General features: G+C 39.1%; 21 protein-coding genes. 15 read left to right on the plus strand and 6 right to left on the minus strand.

The features are described from left to right. Positions 1-45: 45 nt before the first annotated feature. Positions 46-1074, plus strand: coding sequence for an aminotransferase class I/II-fold pyridoxal phosphate-dependent enzyme (locus AC5YGD_RS03370; RefSeq protein ID WP_496142116.1), 1029 nt, complete (start codon positions 46-48; stop codon positions 1072-1074). A gap of 225 nt (positions 1075-1299) precedes the next feature. Further along, positions 1300-3144, plus strand: coding sequence for a SurA N-terminal domain-containing protein (locus AC5YGD_RS03375; protein WP_496142117.1), 1845 nt, complete (start codon positions 1300-1302; stop codon positions 3142-3144). 28 nt (positions 3145-3172) lie between these two features. On the opposite strand, the gene AC5YGD_RS03380 is transcribed toward AC5YGD_RS03375, so the two are convergent. Further along, the gene (locus AC5YGD_RS03380) at positions 3173-3958 is read right to left on the minus strand and encodes an SDR family oxidoreductase (protein WP_496142118.1); all 786 of its coding nucleotides are present in this window, start codon (positions 3956-3958) and stop codon (positions 3173-3175) included. Positions 3959-4096: 138 nt separating this feature from the next. Between AC5YGD_RS03380 and lspA the strand changes: the two genes are divergently transcribed. The 3 genes from lspA (at position 4097) to recJ (ending at position 6873) form a co-directional block, all read left to right on the plus strand. Then, positions 4097-4558 carry a signal peptidase II gene (lspA, locus tag AC5YGD_RS03385; RefSeq protein WP_496142119.1) on the plus strand — a complete coding sequence of 154 codons (462 nt, stop codon included), beginning with the start codon at positions 4097-4099 and terminating at the stop codon, positions 4556-4558. Positions 4559-4628: 70 nt separating this feature from the next. After that, entirely contained in the window at positions 4629-5189 is a 561-nt protein-coding gene (locus AC5YGD_RS03390) for an Lcl domain-containing protein (protein ID WP_496142120.1), read from the plus strand. Continuing rightward, positions 5179-6873 carry a single-stranded-DNA-specific exonuclease RecJ gene (recJ, locus tag AC5YGD_RS03395; RefSeq protein WP_496142121.1) on the plus strand — a complete coding sequence of 565 codons (1695 nt, stop codon included), beginning with the start codon at positions 5179-5181 and terminating at the stop codon, positions 6871-6873. Before AC5YGD_RS03390 ends, recJ begins: the two co-directional genes overlap by 11 nt. A gap of 5 nt (positions 6874-6878) precedes the next feature. Here recJ and AC5YGD_RS03400 read toward each other — a convergent pair whose 3' ends face one another. The 4 genes from AC5YGD_RS03400 to AC5YGD_RS03415 all read right to left on the minus strand — a co-directional run bounded on the left by AC5YGD_RS03400 (position 6879) and on the right by AC5YGD_RS03415 (position 13796). Further along, positions 6879-7286 (minus strand): cell envelope integrity TolA family protein, encoded by a 408-nt coding sequence (locus tag AC5YGD_RS03400; RefSeq protein ID WP_496142122.1) that lies wholly within the window; start codon positions 7284-7286, stop codon positions 6879-6881. A gap of 88 nt (positions 7287-7374) precedes the next feature. Next, positions 7375-10077 carry an FG-GAP-like repeat-containing protein gene (locus AC5YGD_RS03405; protein WP_496142123.1) on the minus strand — a complete coding sequence of 901 codons (2703 nt, stop codon included), beginning with the start codon at positions 10075-10077 and terminating at the stop codon, positions 7375-7377. Between the two features lie 145 nt (positions 10078-10222). After that, positions 10223-12472 (minus strand): hypothetical protein, encoded by a 2250-nt coding sequence (locus AC5YGD_RS03410; protein ID WP_496142124.1) that lies wholly within the window; start codon positions 12470-12472, stop codon positions 10223-10225. A gap of 151 nt (positions 12473-12623) precedes the next feature. Further along, on the minus strand, positions 12624-13796 hold the full coding sequence (locus AC5YGD_RS03415; RefSeq protein WP_496142125.1) for an MFS transporter: 1173 nt from the start codon (positions 13794-13796) through the stop codon (positions 12624-12626). A gap of 115 nt (positions 13797-13911) precedes the next feature. On the opposite strand from AC5YGD_RS03415, the gene thrS reads away from it, so the two are divergent. From thrS to AC5YGD_RS03450, 7 genes are all read left to right on the plus strand, one after another. Next, on the plus strand, positions 13912-15804 hold the full coding sequence (gene thrS / locus AC5YGD_RS03420) for a threonine--tRNA ligase (RefSeq protein ID WP_496142126.1): 1893 nt from the start codon (positions 13912-13914) through the stop codon (positions 15802-15804). Next, positions 15804-16409, plus strand: coding sequence for a translation initiation factor IF-3 (gene infC, locus AC5YGD_RS03425; protein ID WP_416688412.1), 606 nt, complete (start codon positions 15804-15806; stop codon positions 16407-16409). The genes thrS and infC overlap by 1 nt, the downstream gene beginning before the upstream one ends. Then, a complete protein-coding gene (gene rpmI, locus AC5YGD_RS03430; RefSeq protein WP_271541908.1) occupies positions 16387-16584 on the plus strand; it encodes a 50S ribosomal protein L35 in 198 nt (65 codons plus the stop codon). The genes infC and rpmI overlap by 23 nt, the downstream gene beginning before the upstream one ends. Before the next feature lie 15 nt (positions 16585-16599). Next, positions 16600-16959: a 50S ribosomal protein L20 gene (gene rplT / locus AC5YGD_RS03435; RefSeq protein ID WP_271541909.1), complete on the plus strand. Its 360-nt coding sequence runs from the start codon at positions 16600-16602 to the stop codon at positions 16957-16959. A 114-nt stretch (positions 16960-17073) separates the two neighbouring features. Continuing rightward, positions 17074-18036 (plus strand): phenylalanine--tRNA ligase subunit alpha, encoded by a 963-nt coding sequence (locus tag AC5YGD_RS03440; RefSeq protein WP_416653521.1) that lies wholly within the window; start codon positions 17074-17076, stop codon positions 18034-18036. 16 nt (positions 18037-18052) lie between these two features. Next, positions 18053-20416: a phenylalanine--tRNA ligase subunit beta gene (gene pheT / locus AC5YGD_RS03445; RefSeq protein ID WP_496142128.1), complete on the plus strand. Its 2364-nt coding sequence runs from the start codon at positions 18053-18055 to the stop codon at positions 20414-20416. 5 nt (positions 20417-20421) lie between these two features. Next, entirely contained in the window at positions 20422-20712 is a 291-nt protein-coding gene (locus AC5YGD_RS03450; protein WP_496142129.1) for an integration host factor subunit alpha, read from the plus strand. A gap of 2 nt (positions 20713-20714) precedes the next feature. Here AC5YGD_RS03450 and AC5YGD_RS03455 read toward each other — a convergent pair whose 3' ends face one another. Continuing rightward, complete coding sequence (locus AC5YGD_RS03455; protein WP_496142131.1) at positions 20715-21161, minus strand: hypothetical protein; 447 nt, start codon at positions 21159-21161, stop codon at positions 20715-20717. 182 nt (positions 21162-21343) lie between these two features. On the opposite strand from AC5YGD_RS03455, the gene AC5YGD_RS03460 reads away from it, so the two are divergent. The 3 genes from AC5YGD_RS03460 (at position 21344) to AC5YGD_RS03470 (ending at position 22671) form a co-directional block, all read left to right on the plus strand. Continuing rightward, entirely contained in the window at positions 21344-21769 is a 426-nt protein-coding gene (locus AC5YGD_RS03460; RefSeq protein WP_496142132.1) for a hypothetical protein, read from the plus strand. A gap of 104 nt (positions 21770-21873) precedes the next feature. Further along, positions 21874-22134 (plus strand): hypothetical protein, encoded by a 261-nt coding sequence (locus tag AC5YGD_RS03465; RefSeq protein ID WP_496142133.1) that lies wholly within the window; start codon positions 21874-21876, stop codon positions 22132-22134. 111 nt (positions 22135-22245) lie between these two features. After that, complete coding sequence (locus AC5YGD_RS03470; RefSeq protein WP_496142134.1) at positions 22246-22671, plus strand: tetratricopeptide repeat protein; 426 nt, start codon at positions 22246-22248, stop codon at positions 22669-22671. The last annotated feature ends 3 nt before the right edge of the window (positions 22672-22674 follow it).

Consider the following 22674-nt stretch of genomic DNA (forward strand, 5'->3'; position numbering starts at 1 on the left):
TCAAGCGATAAATTTTTTTATGAATTACACTTTAAGGAGTTTTGAATGAATGCATTATTTGCATCAGATAACGTAACTAGTGCTTGCCCTGAGGTCATGGACGCCGTCATAGCTGCTAATTCAGGAATTGCAGGATCCTATGGTGATGATCAATGGTCTCTAGCATTAAAAAATAGATTGTCAAAGATTTTTGAAACTGAGGTAGAGGTTTTTCTTGCGGTGACCGGAACCGCCTCAAATGCTTTAGCGCTCTCTGCTCTTGCGCCAGTCTTTGGAAAAATTTATTGCCATGAGCTATCTCATATTAATACGGATGAGTGCGGCGCGCCTGAACTTTTTACGGGTGGCGCTAAGTTAATTCCTATGCGCAGTAGTAATGGAAGAATTGATACTGTTGATCTCGCTGAAACTATAAGAGGGTCTGGTAATGTCCATGTTACGCAGCCATCAGTGGTTAGCGTTACCATGTCCTGTGAAACCGGCACTGTATATCAGCTGGATGAAATAAAAGCTATTTCTAAAATAGCCCATGATAATAAAATGAGTGTACATATGGACGGCGCTCGATTTGCAAATGCTCTGGTCTCTCTTGACGTAAGCCCTGCAGAGATGACCTGGAAATCTGGAGTGGATGTTCTTACGTTAGGCGGCACAAAAAATGGCTGCCTCGCTGCTGAAGCGGTTGTATTTTTTAAACCTGAGATGGTTGGTAATTTTCCATTTCTTCATAAGAGGTCAGGTCAGCTGCTTTCAAAGATGCGTTTTATCTCTTCACAGCTTGAGGCTTACTTAACCGATGACGTATGGCTTAGAAATGCTCGCCACGCCAATGCTATGGCAAAAATTCTGAGTGAGGGTTTGGATTCATTTGCAAATATTAAGCTGGCATATCCGACTCAGTCCAATGAAGTTTTTGTTCATCTTCCGCGAGATGTTATAGATTATTTAAATAATGCTGGTTACGACATTAATGAAGAGGAGCTCGATGGTAAAGCAGTTCGGTTTGTAACTGCGTGGAATTCTGAGGTGAAAGATATTAATGATCTTTTAGATACTTTAGCTCAAAAATACTGAAATTGATAAAGGATTAAATCTTTTATAGATAAAGAGCCTAGCCTTGTATAATGCATCTGAACAAGTTTAGTGAGATGGGTAATATTGTAAGATCCTCCTAGCTAGTAAATTAATAATTAAGGGTTAACTATTAACTCTTTAAAGGGAGCTCAATTTGTATTTTTGAGTTAAAGTTTAAATGTTTGATGACGTTATGTCTCAACACTATTGGTAGATAAAATAATTATGTTAAGTGCAATAAGAAATAAATCTAAAGGTTGGGTCGCGTATCTCATAGTAGGTCTTATAACAGTTCCATTTGCGTTATTTGGCATACAGGACTATGTAAGTAGCTCTGCGAATTCGTCGATTGCAACAGTTGACGGTGAAGATATTGACGTGAATGTTTATTATCAAGAATTAAATACACAGCAAAGAAACCTACAGCAGCAGCTTGGTACTGCGTATTCGCAAGAGATTGATAATGCGATCAAGCAGTCACTTCTTGATTCAATGATTAACGAAAAACTCATTGAGAATTTTGCGAATTCTTTAGGTATTGTGACTCTAGATGATGAGGTTCGCTCTGTTATTGAGATGAACCAAGCATTTATTGTTGATGGTAAGTTTTCTGAAGACCGTTATAGTCAGCTTTTAAGACTAAATAGTTATTCACCAGCTGGCTATGAAATTGCTCAATCAAAGGCACTAACGCGTGACCAAATTAAGCGTAATCTGAGCGGCTCTGCGTTTATTTCAACAACTCAAATTAAGCAGCTTGATAATCTTGCATCTCAGGAGAGAGAGGTTTCATATATTGCCCTTAATACTTCAGATTTTGAGAGTCAGGTTTCTGTTTCAAAAAGTGAAATTTCAGACTATTTCAACGAAAATCGATCAAACTTTATTGAAGGTAAAAAAGTCAAAGTTGATTTTGTGGAGCTGTCATTAGGAGATATGGAGGAGCCTGCAACACCAGACGAGGAAACACTCCAAAGTCTTTACGATGATAATGCTGAGCTTTATACGAATCCAGAAAGAAGGCGCACCCAACATATACTTGTGGAGAGTGAAGATCTTGCGAATGATTTACTAGAGCAAATCACTCAGGGCGCTAATTTTGATGAGCTTGCAGCTGCTAATTCAGTAGACACCTCTTCAAATGAGAAGGGCGGTGATCTTGGATTTAATGAGAAAGGCCTAATAGGGGCTGAGTTTGATGAGGCTGCATTTTCTATGAAAATAGGTGATGTCAGTGAGGTTGTCGCTACGGACTATGGTTTTTTCCATATCATTAAGCTTACTGATATTGAGGCTGAAACAGTCCAGTCTTTTGACGCTGTTACCGAGCAGTTAATCGCCCTTAATAAGAACAATGTTAGTAAAAAAATGTTGTTTGATTTATTGGAAGAATTTACAAGTCTAGCTTATGAAGAGTCTCTTGATATGGTTGCTGATCAGTTTGGCCTAAAACTTCAAACAAGTGACTACTTTGCAAATGGAAGTCAGGCGTACGATGATGCGTTTGTATCTGCCGCGTTTAGTGAGGCAGTTATTGATGAGGGCGAGAATTCAGAGGTAATTGAGCTTAGCGCTGAAAAGTTTGTCGTTCTTGCTCTTTCATCTATTAAGCCTGAGCGCGAAAAAGAATTAGATGAGGTTGAGGATCAAGTTGCATTGATTTTAAATAACATTGCTGCAAAAATATTGATTGAAAATTTATCACTTTCAATTGCCACTGCGCTAGTGAGTGGTGACGAGTTGATGACTAATAAGCTATTAACTGATAATGGGCTAGAGTGGAATAACGAGGGCTGGATTTCAAGAGCTACAGAGCTGCCTTTTAACGTAACAAGTTTCGCTTTTTCAATACCTAAACCTATTGATTCAGAGCACACTTATAGTGCTCGAAATGTTAATAATTTAACTTCTTTAGTTATTGATGTAAGTGGTGTTAGGCTTCCAGAGGAAGTTGCAGATAGCGGAGTTGCAGAACTTTACCTTAGTCAAGAAAACAGTGAAATGTTTGTATCTTTGATTGAGCAGTTAAGAGAGAACGCTGAGATAAGAATATTTTCTGATCTTCTTTAAATTATCTCTATCAATTAAAGCTTGATCCTTAAAGGTCAGGCCCTTTTTCGTAAAAGTTGTAACCTGCATCAACATAGGTGACTTCACCTGTGATTCCAGATGCTAAGTCTGAACATAAAAATGCAGCAGCATTTCCAACCTCTTGAATACTTACATTTCTTTTAAGGGCAGAGCTTTCAGCCGCGTGATCAAGCAGCTTACCAAAACCTTTAATGCCGCTTGCAGCAAGCGTTTTTATCGCGCCAGCAGATACTGCATTAACCCGAATGCCTTTCTCACCACCCAAGGCCGCAGCCATGTACCTAACGTTAGCTTCAAGTGATGCTTTTGCAACGCCCATGACGTTGTAATTTGGAATTGCCCTAAGAGCACCTAAATAACTAAGTGTTAATAACGCGCCATTTTCATTAAGCATTGGGAGGGCAGCTTTTGCAATAGCCGTAAAACTGTATGATGAGATTTCATGAGCTTTAAGGAAGCCTTCACGCGTTGTCACTTCAACATAATTACCATCTAGTTCTGCTCTATCTGCAAACGCAACTGAGTGAACGATGATGTCAAAATTAGCCCAAGACTTCTTCAGTTCAGCAAAGGTCTCATTAATTTGTGCATCACTAGAGACGTCGCAGGGAATGACAATTGATGAGTTACAGATCTCAGCACATTTTTCAACGCGACTTTTGAGTTTGTCAGTTTGATAGGTAAAGGCAACTTCGCAGCCATTTTCCGCCATAGATTCAGCAATACCCCATGCAATTGAGCGATTAGATGCAACGCCAATGATTAGTGCTTTTTTACCTGTTAAAAACCCCATAAAATCTCCGCAATATTTATAATACAATTACTGATAAATTATAAACACATTGATTACAGTGGTGATGTTTACTTAGCCATTGCTGGCCAAGATTTAAAGTAAACTTTTTAATAAATCTATTTTTTTATGCTAACACTAATGAAGCACAAACTTTACTACCTCTTATTTTTAGTATTGGTATCGCTTGATCAGGTTTCAAAACAAATTTTCATGTCCTCTTATGATTTAGGGCAGTCGGTTGCCGTTAACTCATATCTTAGCTGGACGTATCTTCAAAATACAGGCGCCGCTTTCAGCATTATGGCTGATGGCGGAATTATCCAAAAAACCTTTCTGCTGTCGGTATCTGTTTTAGTTTCTATTTGGGTCATTTTTTGGATTCAAAGAACCTCATCTCTTCATCTGCAAAAATTATTTGGTCAGTTCCTTTTGCTATCTGGCGCCGTTGGAAACCTAATCGATAGAGCCCAGTTCGGTTTTGTTGTTGACTTTATTGATGTGCACGTTAATGGCTATTACTGGCCGGTCTTTAATCTAGCGGATAGCTTTATTTTCCTGGGCGTTATGCTTCTTTTGTTTGAGAGGAAATCAACTGCTTAGGGGGATTATCTTTGGGTAATGATCTTAACTGGTAGAATATTAACTTACGTTTTATACAAACTACTTTTTCATGAAGACAGGCCTCCTACTTTCATTACTTTTGCTCACCAGCCTTTCTGTAAGTGCAGAACTTCAGAAGATGTCTGATGAAGGAGAAACCTTAAAGTCTGACAGCTCAGAGTGGTCGTGCGTACTGGATAAAAAGAATTCCCTTGTCTGGGAAGTTAAAAGTGCAGATGAGGGGTTGCAATACGCACTTAATACCTACACTTGGTTTGATGGACAGAGCGGAAGAGATAGCGGAACATTTACTAAGAATTGTTATTGGGGTAAAAACTGCAATACAAAATCTTTTATCGAGGATATTAATAAACGCGAACTTTGCAGCTTTTCGGATTGGCGCCTGCCAACCAGAAGTGAATTAAACTCGATCGTTGATTATTATGGCGATAGCGATGCGCTCATAAATACTGATTTTTTCCCAAACACTCAAATAGATACTTACTGGACCTCAACCTCGTTAAAGGACAATCCATCGCTTGCTTATGAGATCCCCTTCTTTTTTGGCGGCTCAACAGCTCGAGATAAAACGATCGATACTTTTGTAAGACTTGTAAGAAGTGCTGACTAGAGAGCTTGATAACGAACTGTTTGAGTCGTACTCTGACGACATACCTCTAATTCTTAAGAGGGTCTATGCAGCCAGGTCTGTCTCTGAGTCACAGCTTTCAATGGCGCTTCCAGGACTCCTTAAGCCGAGCTTTGATCAGTTAAATATTGCGCTCGACCTTCTTGAGAAATGCATTCTTGAAGACCGCCGTATACTCATCGTTGGAGATTTTGACGCCGACGGCGCGACAGCAAGCGCCGTTGCAATTAAGGCTCTGCGCTTAATGGGCGCGAAGCATGTTGATTTTTTAGTTCCGAACCGCTTTAAGCATGGATACGGTTTAAGTCCAGAGATTGTTCAGGAGGCAAAGACCGACAAAGACCCAAATCTAATTATTACCGTTGACAACGGCATATCCAGTAACGAGGGCGCGGCGCTCGCAAGGTCACTTGCTATTGATGTCATCATTACCGATCACCACCTTCCCCCAAAAGTTCTTCCTGAAGCCAACTCAATCATTAACCCGAATTTAAGGGGCTGCGACTTCCCTTCTAAAAACTTAGCGGGCGTTGGCGTGTGTTTTTATTTGTTTTCAGCGCTTAAGACTCACCTTGCTGGTAAGGGTTATTTTGAAGCGCACAACATCCAGGTTCCAGACCTTCGTGAGCTTCTTGATCTTGTTGCTCTTGGAACCGTTGCAGACGTCGTAAAACTAGATCAAAACAATCGAATTCTAGTTAATGAGGGAATTAAACGCATTCGCCAAAAACTCTGCTCAAAAGGCATTCTAGCGATACTTGAGTTAACCAAGCGTCCTATTGAAACGCTGCAAGCATCTGACCTCGGATTTACGGTTGCTCCTCGCATTAATGCAGCAGGGCGATTAAGTGACATATCACAGGGAATTCGATGCCTCTTATCAGAGGATATGAATGATGCCAGAAGGTACGCTCAAACGCTTGAGGAGTTCAATTTAAAAAGGCGTGAGGAACAGACCCGAATGCAGGATGAGGCGCTAGCCATAGTTGAGGGGCAGACCATCGATGAGAGTCAGTTTGCAATTGTTCTCTATGACGAGACATGGCATGAAGGCATTGTCGGCATCGTTGCAGGGAAGCTCAAAGAAACGTATCAGTGCCCGTGCGCCGTTTTTGCAAAATCAGGCAGCGTACTAAAGGGCTCAATCCGCTCAATACCTGACGTACATATTAAAGATTTATTGGACCTGGTTGATCGCGATAATCCAGGACTGATTGATAAGTTTGGCGGTCACGCAATGGCCGCCGGTTTGGCGCTCCCCCCAGAGAACTTTGAGAAGTTTAGTGAGGCTTTTTCTGGGGCGATTAAAAAGCATCTTGAGGGCAAGAAGCCAATTATCGAGCTGATGACTGATGGCGAGCTTGAGGCTTCTGAAATAACCCTTAAGAACGCAGAGCTGCTTCGAAGCGCTTCTCCCTGGGGTCAGGGCTTCGAGGAGCCAATCTTTTATGGTGATTTTGAGCTTGTCGATCAAAAAATTGTTGGTGAAAAACATCTCAAGTGCACTCTAAAACTTAATGGTGCTAGCTCAATTTTTGAGGGGATCGCTTTTTTTCAGGAAAGGCTTGATGCAAAAAAAGTTAAGGTTGCTTACAAGTTAAATGTTAATTCTTTTAGGGGTAATGAATCCCTTCAGCTCATGATTGAGTCGATACTTATTCAATAACTTCATTACATTATTTCAACACCATCCACTCTAAATTCAAATATGATTTGTTCACTAAATGCATTCTCAGAGGGCGCTAAAGGAAATGGGGAGGCTTTATAAACAGCTCTTTCAATTGAGTTTTTAAAGGAGTTTAGTTTTGGATTTTCGTCTATATTCATTATCGAATCTCCACATTTATCAACATCCACAGTATTGACGTTTCCATTTCTATCTTGAGTGATAAAAACATAACAAGACCAATCACTTCTTGCGCCTGAGTAACGCCAGTATGTATTTATTTTTTTAATAACACTTTCAACCCAAGTATTTTGTGAGATGTTTAACTGATCATCAAGCATTAACGATTCATTACTATCAGCTTGGACATTTAGAATAAAGACAAAGCTTATTGCTAGGAGTAGTTTTCTCATAAGATGATTATATATAGATTCTTAAATTTATATCAACTTGAACCAAAGCCCAAACTTCGTTTCATCTGTGAGGGAGAGTGGTTTTGACTTACTCTTTTTTTCCAAACTTCAAAATCACGTCAAAATAATTGTCCCACTTGCCTTGTAATTGATTGTCTACACTTCCATTTAAATCAACCAAAGGAGTAGAGTCAACTCCAAATAAGGCAGATATTTTAAGGGAACTGATGATATTACCTTTCTTATTAATTTGACCTGCAAATGAATCATAAAGGTCTATTGAACCCGTATCTAGAATACGACCCTCTTTTGCTATAGTCATTATTCCATTATTAATTTCAATATAACCACTACCAAGTTCTTGCCAATCTTCTTCATCATGATAGCGTAATAAATTAAAACTATAGCGTCCATCAAATAGTGGACTGCTTACTATAGTGTCAACAACTTCCAAACGCATGTAAACCCTAAAGAAGTCTTCTCTAGGAGAATCACCCCATATCTTTTCATCTATTTGTCCAGATAAATTATAAACTTCAGAGCGGTCTACTCCTCCTCCCAATATATCAAGCTCAGTTGATGCAGAAATTTTTCCTTTTTTGTTAATTTGACCACTAAAAGTGTCATACAATTCAGTGGAGCCTGTTTTTAGGTCACTATTGTCTTTGTCTATCATTATTTCACCATTCTTAATCTCGACAAATCCACTACCAAGTTCTTGCCAATCTTCATCATCATGATAGCGAAATAAATCAAAACTATAGCGTCCATCAAATAGTGGGCTGCTTTTGTTTTCTTCAGCGATACGTTTGGCTTTTGCTGCGAGTTTTGCTGCGAGTTTTGCTTTTCTTTTAGCCTTAACATCTGCGGCTTCGGCGGCAAGTTTCTCCATATCAATTGGCTTATCTCTTCCAAGCACAGTATAGCCATACACTGAGGCTGATTCAGGATTATACGGCGACCTCTTAAACGTTACATAATCAAGTCGTCCCATTCCATCTATATCTATAGGGTAGGCGCCAGTCTTTCTAAAGCGGTTAAAACTTATGCCTTCGAACATTTCATCTTCAAGGACTACAAATTCACTTTCAGGTATTTCAGTAAAGTAGCCAGAGCCATCGTTCTCAAAAATTGCATATCCGAAACGCCCATTTTCTTCAAAAGACCCCCCAGTAGAGTCAATAATATCTAGGTCACCGTCTCTGTCATGATCAACTAGTCGAATCGAACCCTCGCCATGATTTTGAAGCTTTCCTTTAATAACTTGATCTCGATTATCTTGAATTAATTCATTAGTTTTTTCAATAAGCTCTCCATCTTCATTGATGAATATCAGTATTTTGCGTCCTTTGTAATATGGATTTGCTCGAGTAATTCCAACAACAAGATCGGGATCTCCGTCACCATCCAAATCACCAGAGGTTAGATGGTTAATATTCATATTATCCTTAGCACCATAGTAGCTCTCCATCTTTAATTCTTTGTAAGTTCTCAGATGATGCTTACCAAACTTAGACATCCAAACTTTTGCCAAGCCTCTAGATGACATTACAATGTCCCCACAACCATCGCCATTAAAATCAGCTATTGTCGAAGCCATAGAATTTACCTTCATACCTTTATACATTCCATCTGGCAAAACTTTTGATTGGTGGGTAAATTTTCCTGTCCCATCACCAATCAACAAAGCATTACCTGAATATATGTCAATATTTCCGTCGCAATTCACATCACCACTGGTAGTTGAATGTGAAAACGTGTAGTTCTTAATCATACCCCCATTTTCTTGACCTTCAATAAGGTGGCTTGCATCCTCCATCTTTCCGTCTTTTGTGCTTAAAAGTAGTAAAGTTGGCTCATAATCACTGATATTCCCCTTGTTTTTAAGACGCTTGATTACACCCATAGAACCTGCAAATAGATCATCTCGCCCATCACTATTAAAATCATTAACAGTCATTTTGTATAAAAAATGCCTCAAAGGAACTTCTCCTAAAGCGTATATTTCAGGAGAAGAGATTAGGTTGTTGTTTCCATCGTTGAGATAAAACCTTATATGGGATGGGGTTTTTTCACGCTTTGTGGTGTGGGTAAAGTAAATCCAAGCGATTGCCAGATCCTCTAATCCATCTCCATTAAAGTCGCCTACAACAGCTTTGTGGGGGTCAGGGGTGAATAGAAGATTACTATCGGTACAATCCTGAGGGGTTGGGTAGCAAAATGGTTGACCCACTTCATCCGAAGTCACGACATCAAATTTTAGTTGATTTAAGTTATACCAAGGCTTTTCTAATTTCGTAATATCATCATACTTTAATTTTATTTCATCATGGATTTTGCCTTTTTCAGCAAATGATAAAGGTCCAGAACGAGGCATAGTAATTAATCTTCTATCCTTCAAATCAGATAATACTTGCGAACTCCATTGTCCATTAAAGCTTTGATTTGAATCACTATAAAAATTCTGAATAGCGGATTGTGTTTCCCATGTCCATTGCCCACTGGGTGATACAACTGGGTAGCTATTAAATCTATTCAATAGCATTTGAGCCTCATATATTTCAGGATCACCCTGTGTTATTGTTATATATATTGATTGTCCTATTGTCGAATTCTCTGATTTATTATCAACAGCATTAGTATTACTACTATTACCTCCACCACAGTTATAAACAAAATAACTACCATCTGCAGAAATACTCTTGACTGGCTCACTGCCATCAGGACAGCCTACTGCAAAGCTTTGTATTGATAAAAAGGATAATGCTAGAAGTAGGAGTAGTTTTTTCATACTAAGAGTGTATATCAATTTGAACTAAAATCCAAACTTCGTTTTTTTGGAGGGGTATTAGTAATAAAAGACCTAACTATTAGTACTTAAATTAAATTTGCACCACTTTTAACCTCGTTATTAAAAGTGGCACTAAAATAATCTTCTACTGAATTACTCCTTCAATTAGTAAGTAATCAGTTAGGCTATAGATCAACCGATCAGCATAAGTCTTACTAACAGAGATAGTAGGGGATGAACTAGGTGAAGTCAGCCCTAAATTGCCCAAAGGCAAGCCACTACAAAATCCAACATCTACAGCTAGTGGGTTTTTCTCAATGCCAACGGCTTTAAGAACTAACTCTCTTCCGTCAAGCTTTGCTTTGCCATTAAAAATATCACCACTTTTAAGGCTAAACTCACGCACAAAATTACCATCTGCATTTTCATTGGAAGGGATACCATGAAGACCACCGTCGTATTCTAGATAATAGCTGACGTTGTTATAAGTTGCAGAATCATTCAAATCATTTGCAGTCAGATGCGTATAGTCAAACTTTACAGGATCTGAGAACTCATAGAATGCACTCGTAGACTGGTTTTTAAAGTTTACTGTTTTTTGCCACTCTTTTGTTCCACTTCGCCATATGTAATGAACATCTTCTTCATCTGCACCCCAGTAATTTGACGGCGTTACGCTAGAAGGTAATAGTTTCATTCGAAATTCAGATTCGACAGTATTGCTTATGCTTGGGTCTAATATGACATTAGTAGTTCCGTACTTAAGCAGTTGATCTGTTGCATTAAAGGTGTAAGATTTACCGGTTCTAGAAAAAGCATTAGAGTCAACTGCCTCAACCGCAGTCTGGTTCCAGTCTTCCACAGCCGCTAAAGCTTGTGAAACTTGTCCTTGAGGGCAAAATTGATAACACTTTAGTGATAAGTTGCCACCATCCAAATCTTCATGCCAAGGCTTTACGTCTTCTTCAGCCCAATAGATAATTGACTTTGTTCCCATATACTTTACACCCTGATTTAAACGCCTTGACCAGGGCCATCTTCCGCTAGAAGTTGAGGCCGCATTTAAATGTGTCAGTGCAGCGCTCGATCCTGTCTTACTTTCAATAGTAAAAGTAGATCCACCCCAGGTAACATCGAATTCTTCACCATCGTGCCAATAATTTAATTTTTCACTACTAGTTAGATCTCTTGTACCTTTGGTCTTCTTGATTAGCTTTCCTCCAGCTCTCACAATATCATAGATTGCTTTATCGCCATTGTCTCTAGTTACAACGCTAGGTGTGTCCCCTTCAACGTCAGTATAGAGTCCCCACTTATCTGCCCAGCCACGCTTACCTGAAACACCACTTAAAGTGTATGTGACTGGAAAGCCTCCATTCATATTTGGCTCCTTGCCAGTATCTTTGTAAAACATTTTATAATCCCAAACATTACTATGCATACCGGTACGTGAAGAGCAAATCGCGGTCTCACTATTTGTTTGGCTGTGAATATAATCCTCATCAAAATTAACTTTGCTTATATAACGAGTAAGATGTGCGTTATCCCAGTGCTGTCTTGGAGCATTTACTAGAGCCTTTCCAGTCAAACCACCACTCTGATCCAGTTCAATAATAATAGATCTATAGGTTTCATACTGGCGCGATGAGGGCGTGGAGTATAAATCTTTGTAGACAAAGACAAAAGACACATAGTTCTTAGCTCCTTCTCGATAGACCTTTATCACCCCATCATAATCAGATGTACCAGTGTAATCAACGGCAGGATTTGTATCTGGATTGCGAATAGACTTGAAAGAAGCTTCAAAAATACCCAAAGGGCTTAAAGTAGATTTTTCTTCAACAATTGTCATATCCATGACAAAATTCCAGTCTGTATTATCTAAGCGACCGCCGTAAGGGATCTGAAACCACATAGTTTGCTTTTGCGGCTCTCCAGCAACGCGGGATGAGCTTACTATCAGATCGCGCATAAGAGGCCCTTCACCATACAAAGGCCAAGCTGAATCGGCCCGACGACAATTCTTTGCATTATGTTGTGTACGGTATACTTTGTTAGGGTAATCCCCTGTATTGGCCGTTTTAACAATACACAGCACATAGTTCATTTCTTCCAGTAGGCCTGCCCCAGCCGCCGTTTTAATCCAGCTGTTGACCTTTTGTTTCGAATATTCGGTAGTTGCGGCATCAAATGCAGCAGATACTCCAGCTGAGTTTAAAAATGAGGCTTTAACTGCAGAGGATAGTTCAGCCGAGCTTGCCTCAGGATCAACTACTATGCTAATCTGCGATGGAGAAGTCATACCTTCAATTGGTATTGGAGTGCCACCACCACCACCACATGCTGAAAGAAAAACTGAAAGTACTGAAATAGTTGATAGCTTATAAAAGTTCATACTTAATCCTTATTATTTTGGTAATATTTAAGTTCTACATAATTATTATAGCTTATTTTGAACTATTATTAAAATAATGATTAAGGTTTACTAGAAATGAAAATAAGAGCCTTTTTTTATTTATGAGACTTGCTTAAGAAACAGAAGCTATTTAGGAAAATTTTCCCAGTAATACTTCATTTCCAGCTGCCGGTTTAGATGGCATGTTAAGAGCGAGTAGAAGAGATAAAATCGCCATTCCTGCGCCTGCAAGAAAAACTAGAGACGGCGAATAGAGCCAAATAAGCCCAAATACAACCGGTATAAAAACGGCCGCTATATGATTGATTGAAAAGGACACTCCCGCGCTTGATGCAAAATCAGCAGGGTCAGCAATTTTTTGAAAATAGGTCTTAAGAGCAATAGCAATCGAGAAGAATAAGTGATCAGCAATGTATAAAAATACTGCAAAGGTACTACTTTCAACTAGTGCATATCCAATAAATATAAAGACCAGTCCAATATACTCAAAGATTAGAGAATTGCGCTCACCAAATTTGTGAATCAGCCTTCCAATCTTTGGAGCCAAGACCACATTTATTGCTGCATTTGCTAATAAAAGTAATGATATTTCACCAACACTAAATTCAAATTTCTCGACCATTAGAAAGGCTGCAAAAACGACAAAAATTTGTCTTCTCGCACCTCCCATAAATTGAAGGGCATAGTAAAGCCAATACCTCTTCCTCAAAACAATTTTTTTGGTTTGGGTGACCTTTTGTGGAAAGAGAGGAAAGTGTTGCCAACAGAAAAGAGCTCCAATGACTGCAAAACTTCCACCAACGATATAAAGCCAAAAATAATCAATATTGAACTGTTCAAACATAATCCAAACTAAAGCAAATCCTGCAATTGAGGCAGCTGAGCGCGTAGCAATGACCCTACCTAAAAACTCCGCTGTCTTATCTTTATCAATCCATTGAAGGGTCAGTGAGCTAGAGATTGTCTCAAAGTAATGAAAGCCAATTGACATGACAATCGTTGCTAAATAAAAGGTCATATTTATTTTAACCAGACCCGTTACCATAACTCCAAAACCCATTAAAGCTATAGAGATATAGGCTAGTTTTTGCTCTCTGACAAAGGCTAAAACAAAAATGACAGTAAAGGCTAGAAACCCTGGGACCTCTCTTAGGCTTTGCAATATCCCCATCTCTGCACCATTGAAGTCGATTTTTTCTATGGCAAAGTTATTAAGCAGGTTGAGCCAGACAGCCCAACTTATTCCTGCACCAATAGTCATAATGAGGATCAGTAATTCGGGAGATTTGCGAGCAATTTTCATAGCGTGTTAATATACCTTTAAAGTAAGCTTTCAAAAGTTATTTAAAGTCTTAATTTTGACTTAGACAACGGCGCTATCAAGGTAAAATTGATTTTTTTGTTTTTAATATTGTAGTATGCCAAACGTAACTCTGCCTGACGGCACAGTCAAATCTTACGAGCAAGCGCTTACCGTTGCTCAGGTTGCATCGTCAATAGGCTCTGGTCTCGCTAAGGCTGCTATTGCTGGTGAAATTGATGGCCAAATGGTTGACACGTCTTTCCTTATTGAGAGTGACGCAGCGCTTGCAATTATTACTAATAAAGACGAGAGGGCGCTTGAAGTTATTCGTCATTCTACTGCCCACCTATTAGCGCAAGCCACCCAGCAGCTCTATCCAAAGGCCCAGGTAACTATTGGCCCTGTCATTGATAATGGTTTTTATTATGACTTTGCTTATAAAGATGGTTTTTCAGAGCAAGACCTTGCAAAGATTGAAAAAAAGATGAACGCAATTGTTAAGCAAAACTTACCGATTGAAAGAATGGAGATGAGCCGTGAAGAGGCGGTTAAATTTTTCAAGTCAAAGGGTGAATATTACAAAGCAGAGATTATTGAATCGATTCCTTCTAATGAGGCTTTATCGCTATACAAGCAGGGTGACTTTGTAGACCTTTGTCGCGGCCCTCATGTGCCTTCAACCAGCAAACTTAAAGCGTTCAAGCTTATGAAGCTGGCCGGTGCTTATTGGCGTGGTGACTCGAACAATGAAATGCTTCAAAGGGTTTACGGGACGGCTTGGGAAAATAAGGATGACCTAGAAACTCATCTGCATCGTTTGGAAGAGGCTGAAAAAAGAGACCACAGGAAGATTGGTAAGACTCAAGATCTTTTTCATACTCAGGAGGAGTCTCCAGGAATGGTTTTTTGGCATCCTAAGGGCTGGACTCTGTATCAAATAATTGTCCAGTATATGAGCCAAGTTTTCAAAGACAATGACTACCATGAGGTCCACACGCCCGAGGTGATGGATAGATCAATGTGGGAAAAGTCAGGCCACTGGGATAAGTTTGGTGACGCTATGTTTACCACGCACTCAGAGAATCGTGACTACGCGATTAAGCCAATGAACTGTCCTGGCCATGTTCAGATTTATAAACAAGGCCTTAAGTCTTATCGTGATCTACCGTTGCGCTTAGCTGAGTTTGGGTCGTGTCATCGCAATGAGCCTTCTGGAACGCTTCACGGACTCATGAGGGTTCGAAATTTTGTTCAGGATGATGCTCATATTTTTTGCACAATCGATCAGATACAAGACGAAGTCTCTAAATTTATTGATCTTACGTTTAAAGTTTATAAACAGTTTGGTTTTGAAAACATTGATATTAAACTCTCAACCAGACCCGAAGAGCGAGTCGGCTCTGACGAGGATTGGGATAAAGCAGAAGCATCATTGTCTGAAGCATTAGACGCAAAAGGAATAAATTGGGAGCTTCAAGAGGGGGAAGGCGCCTTTTATGGCCCTAAAGTAGAATTTGTTTTGAAAGACTGCTTAGATCGTGAATGGCAGTGCGGCACAATACAGGCCGACTTCTCCATGCCGGGCAGGCTTGATGCACAGTATATCGCTGAAGATGGCACTAAACAAGTACCCGTTATGCTTCATAGAGTAATCGTTGGCTCAATTGAGCGATTTACAGGAATGTTAATTGAACATTACGAAGGCGCATTTCCATCATGGCTTTCGCCAATTCAAGCCGTTATTCTTAATATTTCTGAAAAACAAGAAGAATTTAGTAAAAATGTAGAGAAGAATCTAAAAAAACAAGGACTTAGAGTCATTTCAGACTTGCGTAATGAGAAGATAGGCTTTAAAATACGCGAGCACTCGATGCAACGCTATCCTTATATTTTAGTTGTTGGTGATCGAGAAGTAGAAAATAACCAGGTGTCTGTTCGCCGAAGGGGTGGAGAGGATCTTGGCTCAATGTCTTTAGAGGCGTTGATTGAATTAATAAATCAGGAGTAATTATTAAAAGACCAAATAAGGTAACGACAAGGATTAACGAAAAAATTGTTTCACCAACACTCAGAGTCATCAATGACAAGGGTGAACAAATGGGAGTCCTTAGTAACGTAGAAGCTCTTGAATTAGCAGTAAGCGTCGGTTTAGACTTAGTTGAAGTTTCACCAAGTGCAGATCCTCCAGTTTGTCGTGTTATGGACTTTGGTAAGTTTCAATATGAATTAAAGAAGCAAAAGAACGACGCTAAGAAGAAACAGAAAAAAACTCAAGTTAAGATGATTAAGTATCGTCCAGGAACTGAGGAAGGAGATTATCAGATCAAGTTTAGGAACTTGACAAAATTTTTAGGAAACGGAGACAAAGTAAAGGTCGTTATTTGGTTTCGTGGACGAGAAGTGCAGCATAGAGAGATTGGTGCGCTTATGTTAGATAGAATTGAAAAGGATACTGAAGAATTTGCCGTTGTAGAGCAGCGTGCAAAAATGGAGGGTCGCCAGCTTGGCATGATGCTAGCACCCATATCGAAGAAAAGTAAGGCGCCTGTCGCCCGAAAAATTGAACCCGAAAAGGGTGAAGGAGTAAATGATGCCGAAGTTAAAGACAAATAGAGGTGCTGCAAAGCGCTTCAAAAAGACCGCTAGCGGTCAGTACAAAAGTAAACACTCGCACTTGAGGCATATTCTGACCAAGAAGAGTACTTCTAGAAAACGCTCATTGCGTTCACCAGACTTCATTGAGAAGGCTGATGTTCCGATGGTCAAAAGAATGTTACCGTACAGCTAAACTAGGAGTAATACTATGGCAAGAGTTTCAAGAGGTGTGCAGGCGCACGCCAAACATAAAAAAATATTAAAGAAAGCCAAAGGTTACTATGGCGCTCGTTCAAAAGTCTATCGCGTTGCTAAGCAGGCGGTAATCAAAGCTGGACAGTATGCCTATCGTGACCGTCGTCAACGTCGTCGTCAGTTCCGTAGATTATGGATCGTACGTATCAACGCTGAGGCAAGGAATAATGGCTTAAGCTACTCACAATTTATCAATGGCCTTAATAAAGCTGGTGTTGAGATTGATCGTAAAGTTCTTTCTGATATTGCCATCTTTGATAAAGATGCCTTTGCAAAAATTGCAGATCAGGCAAAAACTGGTTTATCTGAGTAGTAAAATCTTACTAAAAGACTGTAACTTAGGTTACAGTCTTTTAAACCGAATAACAAAGCAGGCATTTTGATTAAGAAGATTATCACCGACGCCAAGAAAGCTATAGCTAATGCTATGGACTTAAAGGCTCTTGACGATTCAAGAGTACTCTATCTGGGCAAGAAAGGTGCACTAACTGACCTATTGAAAGGATTGGGTAAGCTCTCTAAAGAAGAGCGTCCAGTCATGGGTGAGGCGATCAATGAAGCCAAAGTTCAAATTCAAAAGCTTTTAGAAAGTCGCAAGAGTGAGCTTGAAGAAATAGCTCTAACAAAACGACTTCTTGATGAAAAAATTGATGTCACGCTTCCAGCAAGAAATTTTGAAAAAGGCAGTCTACATCCGATTACTCAAACACTAAACCATATACAAGACATTTTCACAAAGGCCGGCTTTGAAATAGAAATTGGCCCTGAAATTGAAGATGATTTTCATAACTTTAGTGCACTAAACATTCCAGAGCATCACCCTGCAAGGGCAATGCATGATACGTTTTATTTTGATTCAAATACCGTTTTAAGAACGCACACATCACCCGTTCAAATTAGAACTCTAGAGCGGCAGCAGCCTCCCGTTCGAGTTATTGTTCCGGGTAAAGTATATCGTAATGACTCGGATGTGACCCATACTCCTATGTTTCACCAAGTAGAGGGCCTCATTGTAGACAAAGAGGCTTCTTTTTCTCAGCTCAAGGGTTTGTTGATTGATTTTTTAAGGGCTTATTTCGAAAAAGATGACCTTAAGGTTCGCTTTCGTCCATCATACTTTCCATTTACAGAGCCCTCGGCTGAGGCAGATATTGAGTGCGTAATCTGCGGCGGAGAAGGGTGTCGCGTTTGTAAGAAGTCAGGGTGGCTTGAAGTTCTTGGCTGCGGTGTTGTTCATCCAAACGTTCTAACTGCAGTTAATATAGATCCAAACGAATTTTCAGGGCTGGCCTTTGGAATGGGCGTTGAAAGATTGGCGATGCTAAGATATAGCGTCAACGACTTAAGATTATTCTTTGAAAACGATGTTCGTTTTTTAAATCAATTCTAGTGTGAAGGAATAAGGCATGAATATTTCAACTAGATGGATAAGAGAGTGGGCTAACCCAGACGTTAGTGATAGTGAACTTTCTGAGAAGCTAACCATGGCAGGTCTCGAAGTAGACAGAATTGCCCCCGTTGCCCCTCCATTTGAAGGCCTAGTTGTTGGCCATGTTGTTAGTTGCGATAAACATCCGAACGCGGACAAGCTTAGCCTATGCGAAATTGATATTGGTGATGGCAGTAATCTGCAAATAATTTGCGGCGCTCCTAACGTAAGAAAAGATTTGAAAGTCGTTGTTGCAACCGTTGGCTCGGTGCTTCCCAGTCAACTCAAAATTAAACGCGCAAAACTAAGAGGCGTTGAATCTAATGGCATGCTTTGCTCAGAATCAGAAATTGGCCTTTCAGAAAGCCATGAAGGGATTATAGAGCTAGATATGGCTGCTACTCTTGGAGAGAATATTCGATCTGTTCTTGACCTTGATGATCAAATCATTGAGCTGGACATTACGCCAAATAGGGGCGACTGTTTCAGTGTGCTTGGTGTTGCAAGAGAGGTTTGTGTGAACTACAACCTATCAATGCCATCAACAAATTTTAAGGCAGAGCAAAAAGGCTCTAGGTCATTTACTTCGAAAGTAGCAAACCCTAGTGAGTGTGCAAAATACCTAACAAGAGTCATTGAGGGTGTTGACAATAGCGCACAAACCCCAAAATGGATGGCTCAAAAACTATTAAGAGCCTCTCAGCAATTACATTCGCCAATAGTAGACATTACAAATTATGTGTTATTAGAGCTTGGCCAGCCGATGCATGCCTTTGACCTTAAAACAATCAACGGCGACATTGAGGTTAGATCTGCACATAAAAATGAAGAACTTGAACTCTTAAATGGACAAACGGTTTCATTAACTGAAAAAACCCTGGTCATAGCGGATGAAAAATCAGCAATTGCAATTGCAGGAGTTATGGGCGGAATGAAGACCGCTACTCTTGAAAATTCATCTGAAATTTTATTTGAGAGTGCCTTCTTTGATCCAATATCTATTGCAGGTATAGCGAGGTCATATGGACTTCATACTGAAGCTTCTCTGCGCTTTGAAAGAGGAGTCGACTTTAATATTACTCGACAGGCTATTGAAAGAGCAACTGAGTTAGTGCTTGAGATTTGCGGCGGCACCGCTTCACAGATTAATGAATGTGTTGACTCGAAGTCACTTCCAGTTCTAGAGCCAATTGAAATTTCTAATGATAAGATTTCAAGAGTTTTGGGTTTTGATCTAGAGTCGTCTTGGATTGAGTCTAAGTTTACATTTCTTGAATTTGAATTCACAACCAATAGTGATAATTCGTGGACGATTAAACCGCCAAGTTTTCGCTTTGATATTCGAATTCCTGCGGACATAATTGAAGAGCTAGCGAGGCTTTATGGGTACGACAAAATTCCAGTCCAAAGGCTCTCGATTAATGCCAATATATCAGCGTCATCACAAGCAATGATAAGCTCAAATGACTTTTCAAGCTCCTTGGTCAATCGAGGCTATAAAGAAGTCATTACCTATAGCTTTATCTCAAACGAGATGCATGAGTTGGTTGATCCTAACTCAACAAAAATATTGCTAAAGAATCCAATCTCCGATGATATGGCGGTTATGCGCTCAAGTTTGTGGTCTGGATTAATCCAATCTGCTAAATCAAACATTAGAAGAGGACACCATAACGCTAGATTCTTTGAATTAGGTCAATGCTTTACAGGGACTTTGGTTGAAGACCAAGTTCAAAAAATTGCTGGTATTATTTGCGGCAATCGCCATGAGTCGCAGTGGGCTGGAAGCGAAAGAGAGGTTGATTTTTTTGATGCAAAAGCGGATGTCCAGGCGCTATTATTTCATAGCAAGAATGAATACACCTTTGAAGCAGCTGAGCATCCTGCCCTTCAAATGGGGCAGACAGCTAAAATTATTAAAGGTAATAAAATTATTGGCTGGCTTGGCGCACTATCCCCTAAAATTCAAAAGTCACTATCAATGCCAAATTCCTTTCTTTTTGAGGTTAATCAAAAGGACATTGAGCAGGGTGAAATTTCATGCTATGAGCCTTTTTCATCCTTTCAAGCATCGCAAAGGGATATTGCAATTGTGGTATCTAAAGAGATTACTGCCGATCAACTTATCAATTCAATCAGGTCTTTAAAACAGGAGGACCTAGTTGACGTTAACTTGTTTGATGTCTATGAAGGTGAGCATATCGATGAGGGCAGTAAGAGCGTTGCTTTGAACCTGACCTATCAATCGATAGAAGTTACATTAACTGATGAACAATTGGCCAAAAAAGTTAGTAAAATAGTGGCTCACTTAGAATCAAAATTTTCCGCTAAACTTAGATAAAAAATATGTCCCTTACCAAACAAGATATTGCCAACACCCTCGTTAAGAAAACCGAACTAACTCAAACTCAAGCGTTGGCGCTAACCAATCAGTTTTTTGACCAAATTATTGAGACTCTTAAAAGGGGTGAAGAGATTAAATTATCAAGCTTTGGTAATTTTGTAGTTCGAGAAAAAACATCACGACCTGGAAGAAATCCAAAAACTGGCGAAGAGGTTATGATCAGTGCTCGAAAGGTTGTAACGTTTAAGGCTGGCCCTAAGCTAAAGTTAGCAACCCAGCTCGGTAAAAATTAAGTCTAGTCGCTTATTGCGATCATAAATCCTTTTAATATTGGAATGACGCTTAGCATTACAAGTTGCTGAGCATTTTCATCAGCTGTCTTTCCGCTCGCAACTCTTTTCTTGAGTGTGGACGCGTAGTCATCATCTATAGAAAATGATACAAATAACAGCTCCTTGTCATCATCTGACTCACCATCATTTTGAATCATCTCAACGTCATAAATTGAATTTGGCTCTTGCGTTAGCTTGTTAACAAAAAGAATAGTCTCATTGAAGTGCAGAAAAAACCTTTCAGCAGGACAGCTTGAAGATTTTTTAAGCTCTAACTCGCCTTCTGACATAGCTCCCGCTATTTGGTCATAGTGCTGATCGGTTAGTCTTACATATCTGGTATCAAGGTAATCACCAAGATCATTGTCGCCTTCGTATTCTTTAATATATTGAATTAACTCTTTAAGCATAAATTGGTAAATGAGAAAAGTAAGTTGGAATTTTATCGAAAAACCACTACAAAGTTGAGTCAAAAGTACATTAATTGAACGATTTATTACTCATTTAAATTAGATACTTTCTAATTATTGCTTTAGTATATTTTTGTCATACTGTATCCTACTCGTTAGATTAATTATAGAAAAGTAAAAAAATGGCAGACCAGAAATACTTTTATCAAGATGGCTATTCAGAGCAGGAAGAAAAAAAATTAAAGCGTTATGAGGTGTGGGCTCAAAAAACTCTAGAAGATGTTAAAGAGGGGGTTGCTGATGGCTCGTTAAATGAAGAGCAATACGGCGCTTTTTCAATAGAGTTTTGGAAGGATGAGTCTCTTGTATGGGCATGCTTAGAGGCAGAGCATGATATTGAGAGAGTTTTCAGCCATGTCCGTAAGTTTTTATGGCGAGACAAAGAGTTTGTTCTTGGCGCAATGAGTGAAAGATGGTACTACCCAATGACAAGTATAGAATTTCAGGACCAAGAGTTTAATTACTTTGACTTCATTCATGAGTCCCTAAGCGGTGATGAGGATATTGATAGTGCTTTAAATAAATTAAAGAGTCTTGAAACTTCGTGATACTAAAAACCCAGTATGTGTGATTTTTTTGGTATTTTTTTATTCTAGACTTGGATAAGAATAAAATTGTTTCATTGTTATTCTAAATTATTAAGGAGAATTATATGAAAAAACTAAAGTCAAATTATTCATTCAAGGAGAAAGCTTTAATTAGTTTTTCTTTTTGGCCAACCCTTTTTATTGGCGTTGCTCTGGGGATGACTATTAGTCTTCTATTGATAAATACTTCATATTCATTCTATTACCTATCAATGTTAATTACCAATTCAATTATAGGGCTAGTAATCTTAGGTGTAGTAACAAGAGTTATTAGTATTTTTTATTGGAAAAAATATAATTTTAGGTTTAAATCTGACTTGAAATAAACCCTACTATTTAAAGATTTATTTTAAAAAAATTAATAGCCCTAAATGAAGTGTTTTATTAAAAATCTATTTCTATATAATATTATTATCTATTTTTAAATATTAACAATTATGAAATTTAAAAAAATATTAATACCTGTAACTCTTTTAATTTGCACGCTAGGAATTATAAGCCCAATTAATGCTGACTTTAATGATGGGTGGATTGCATATACTAAGGGCGATTTTAAAGCGGCTTCAAAACAATGGCGACCGCTTGCAGAAAAGGGTGATGCAAAATCACAAACAAACTTAGGGATCTTGTACTTTAATGGTAAAGGCGTTCTCAAAGATTATAAGCAAGCAGTAAGGCTATTAAAAATGGCAGGAGATCAGGGAGAGGCTGAAGCCCAGTTCATCCTTGGTAAGATTTATATTGAAGGCGACGGTGTGACCAGATCATTTAAGAATGCAAAATATTGGATAAATTTGGCATTCGAAAATGATTTTGATGGTGCTGAAGCTCTTTGGGATGACTATAAGTTATGGAAATACTAGTGC

Source organism: Candidatus Pseudothioglobus sp. uisw_070 (assembly GCF_059512545.2).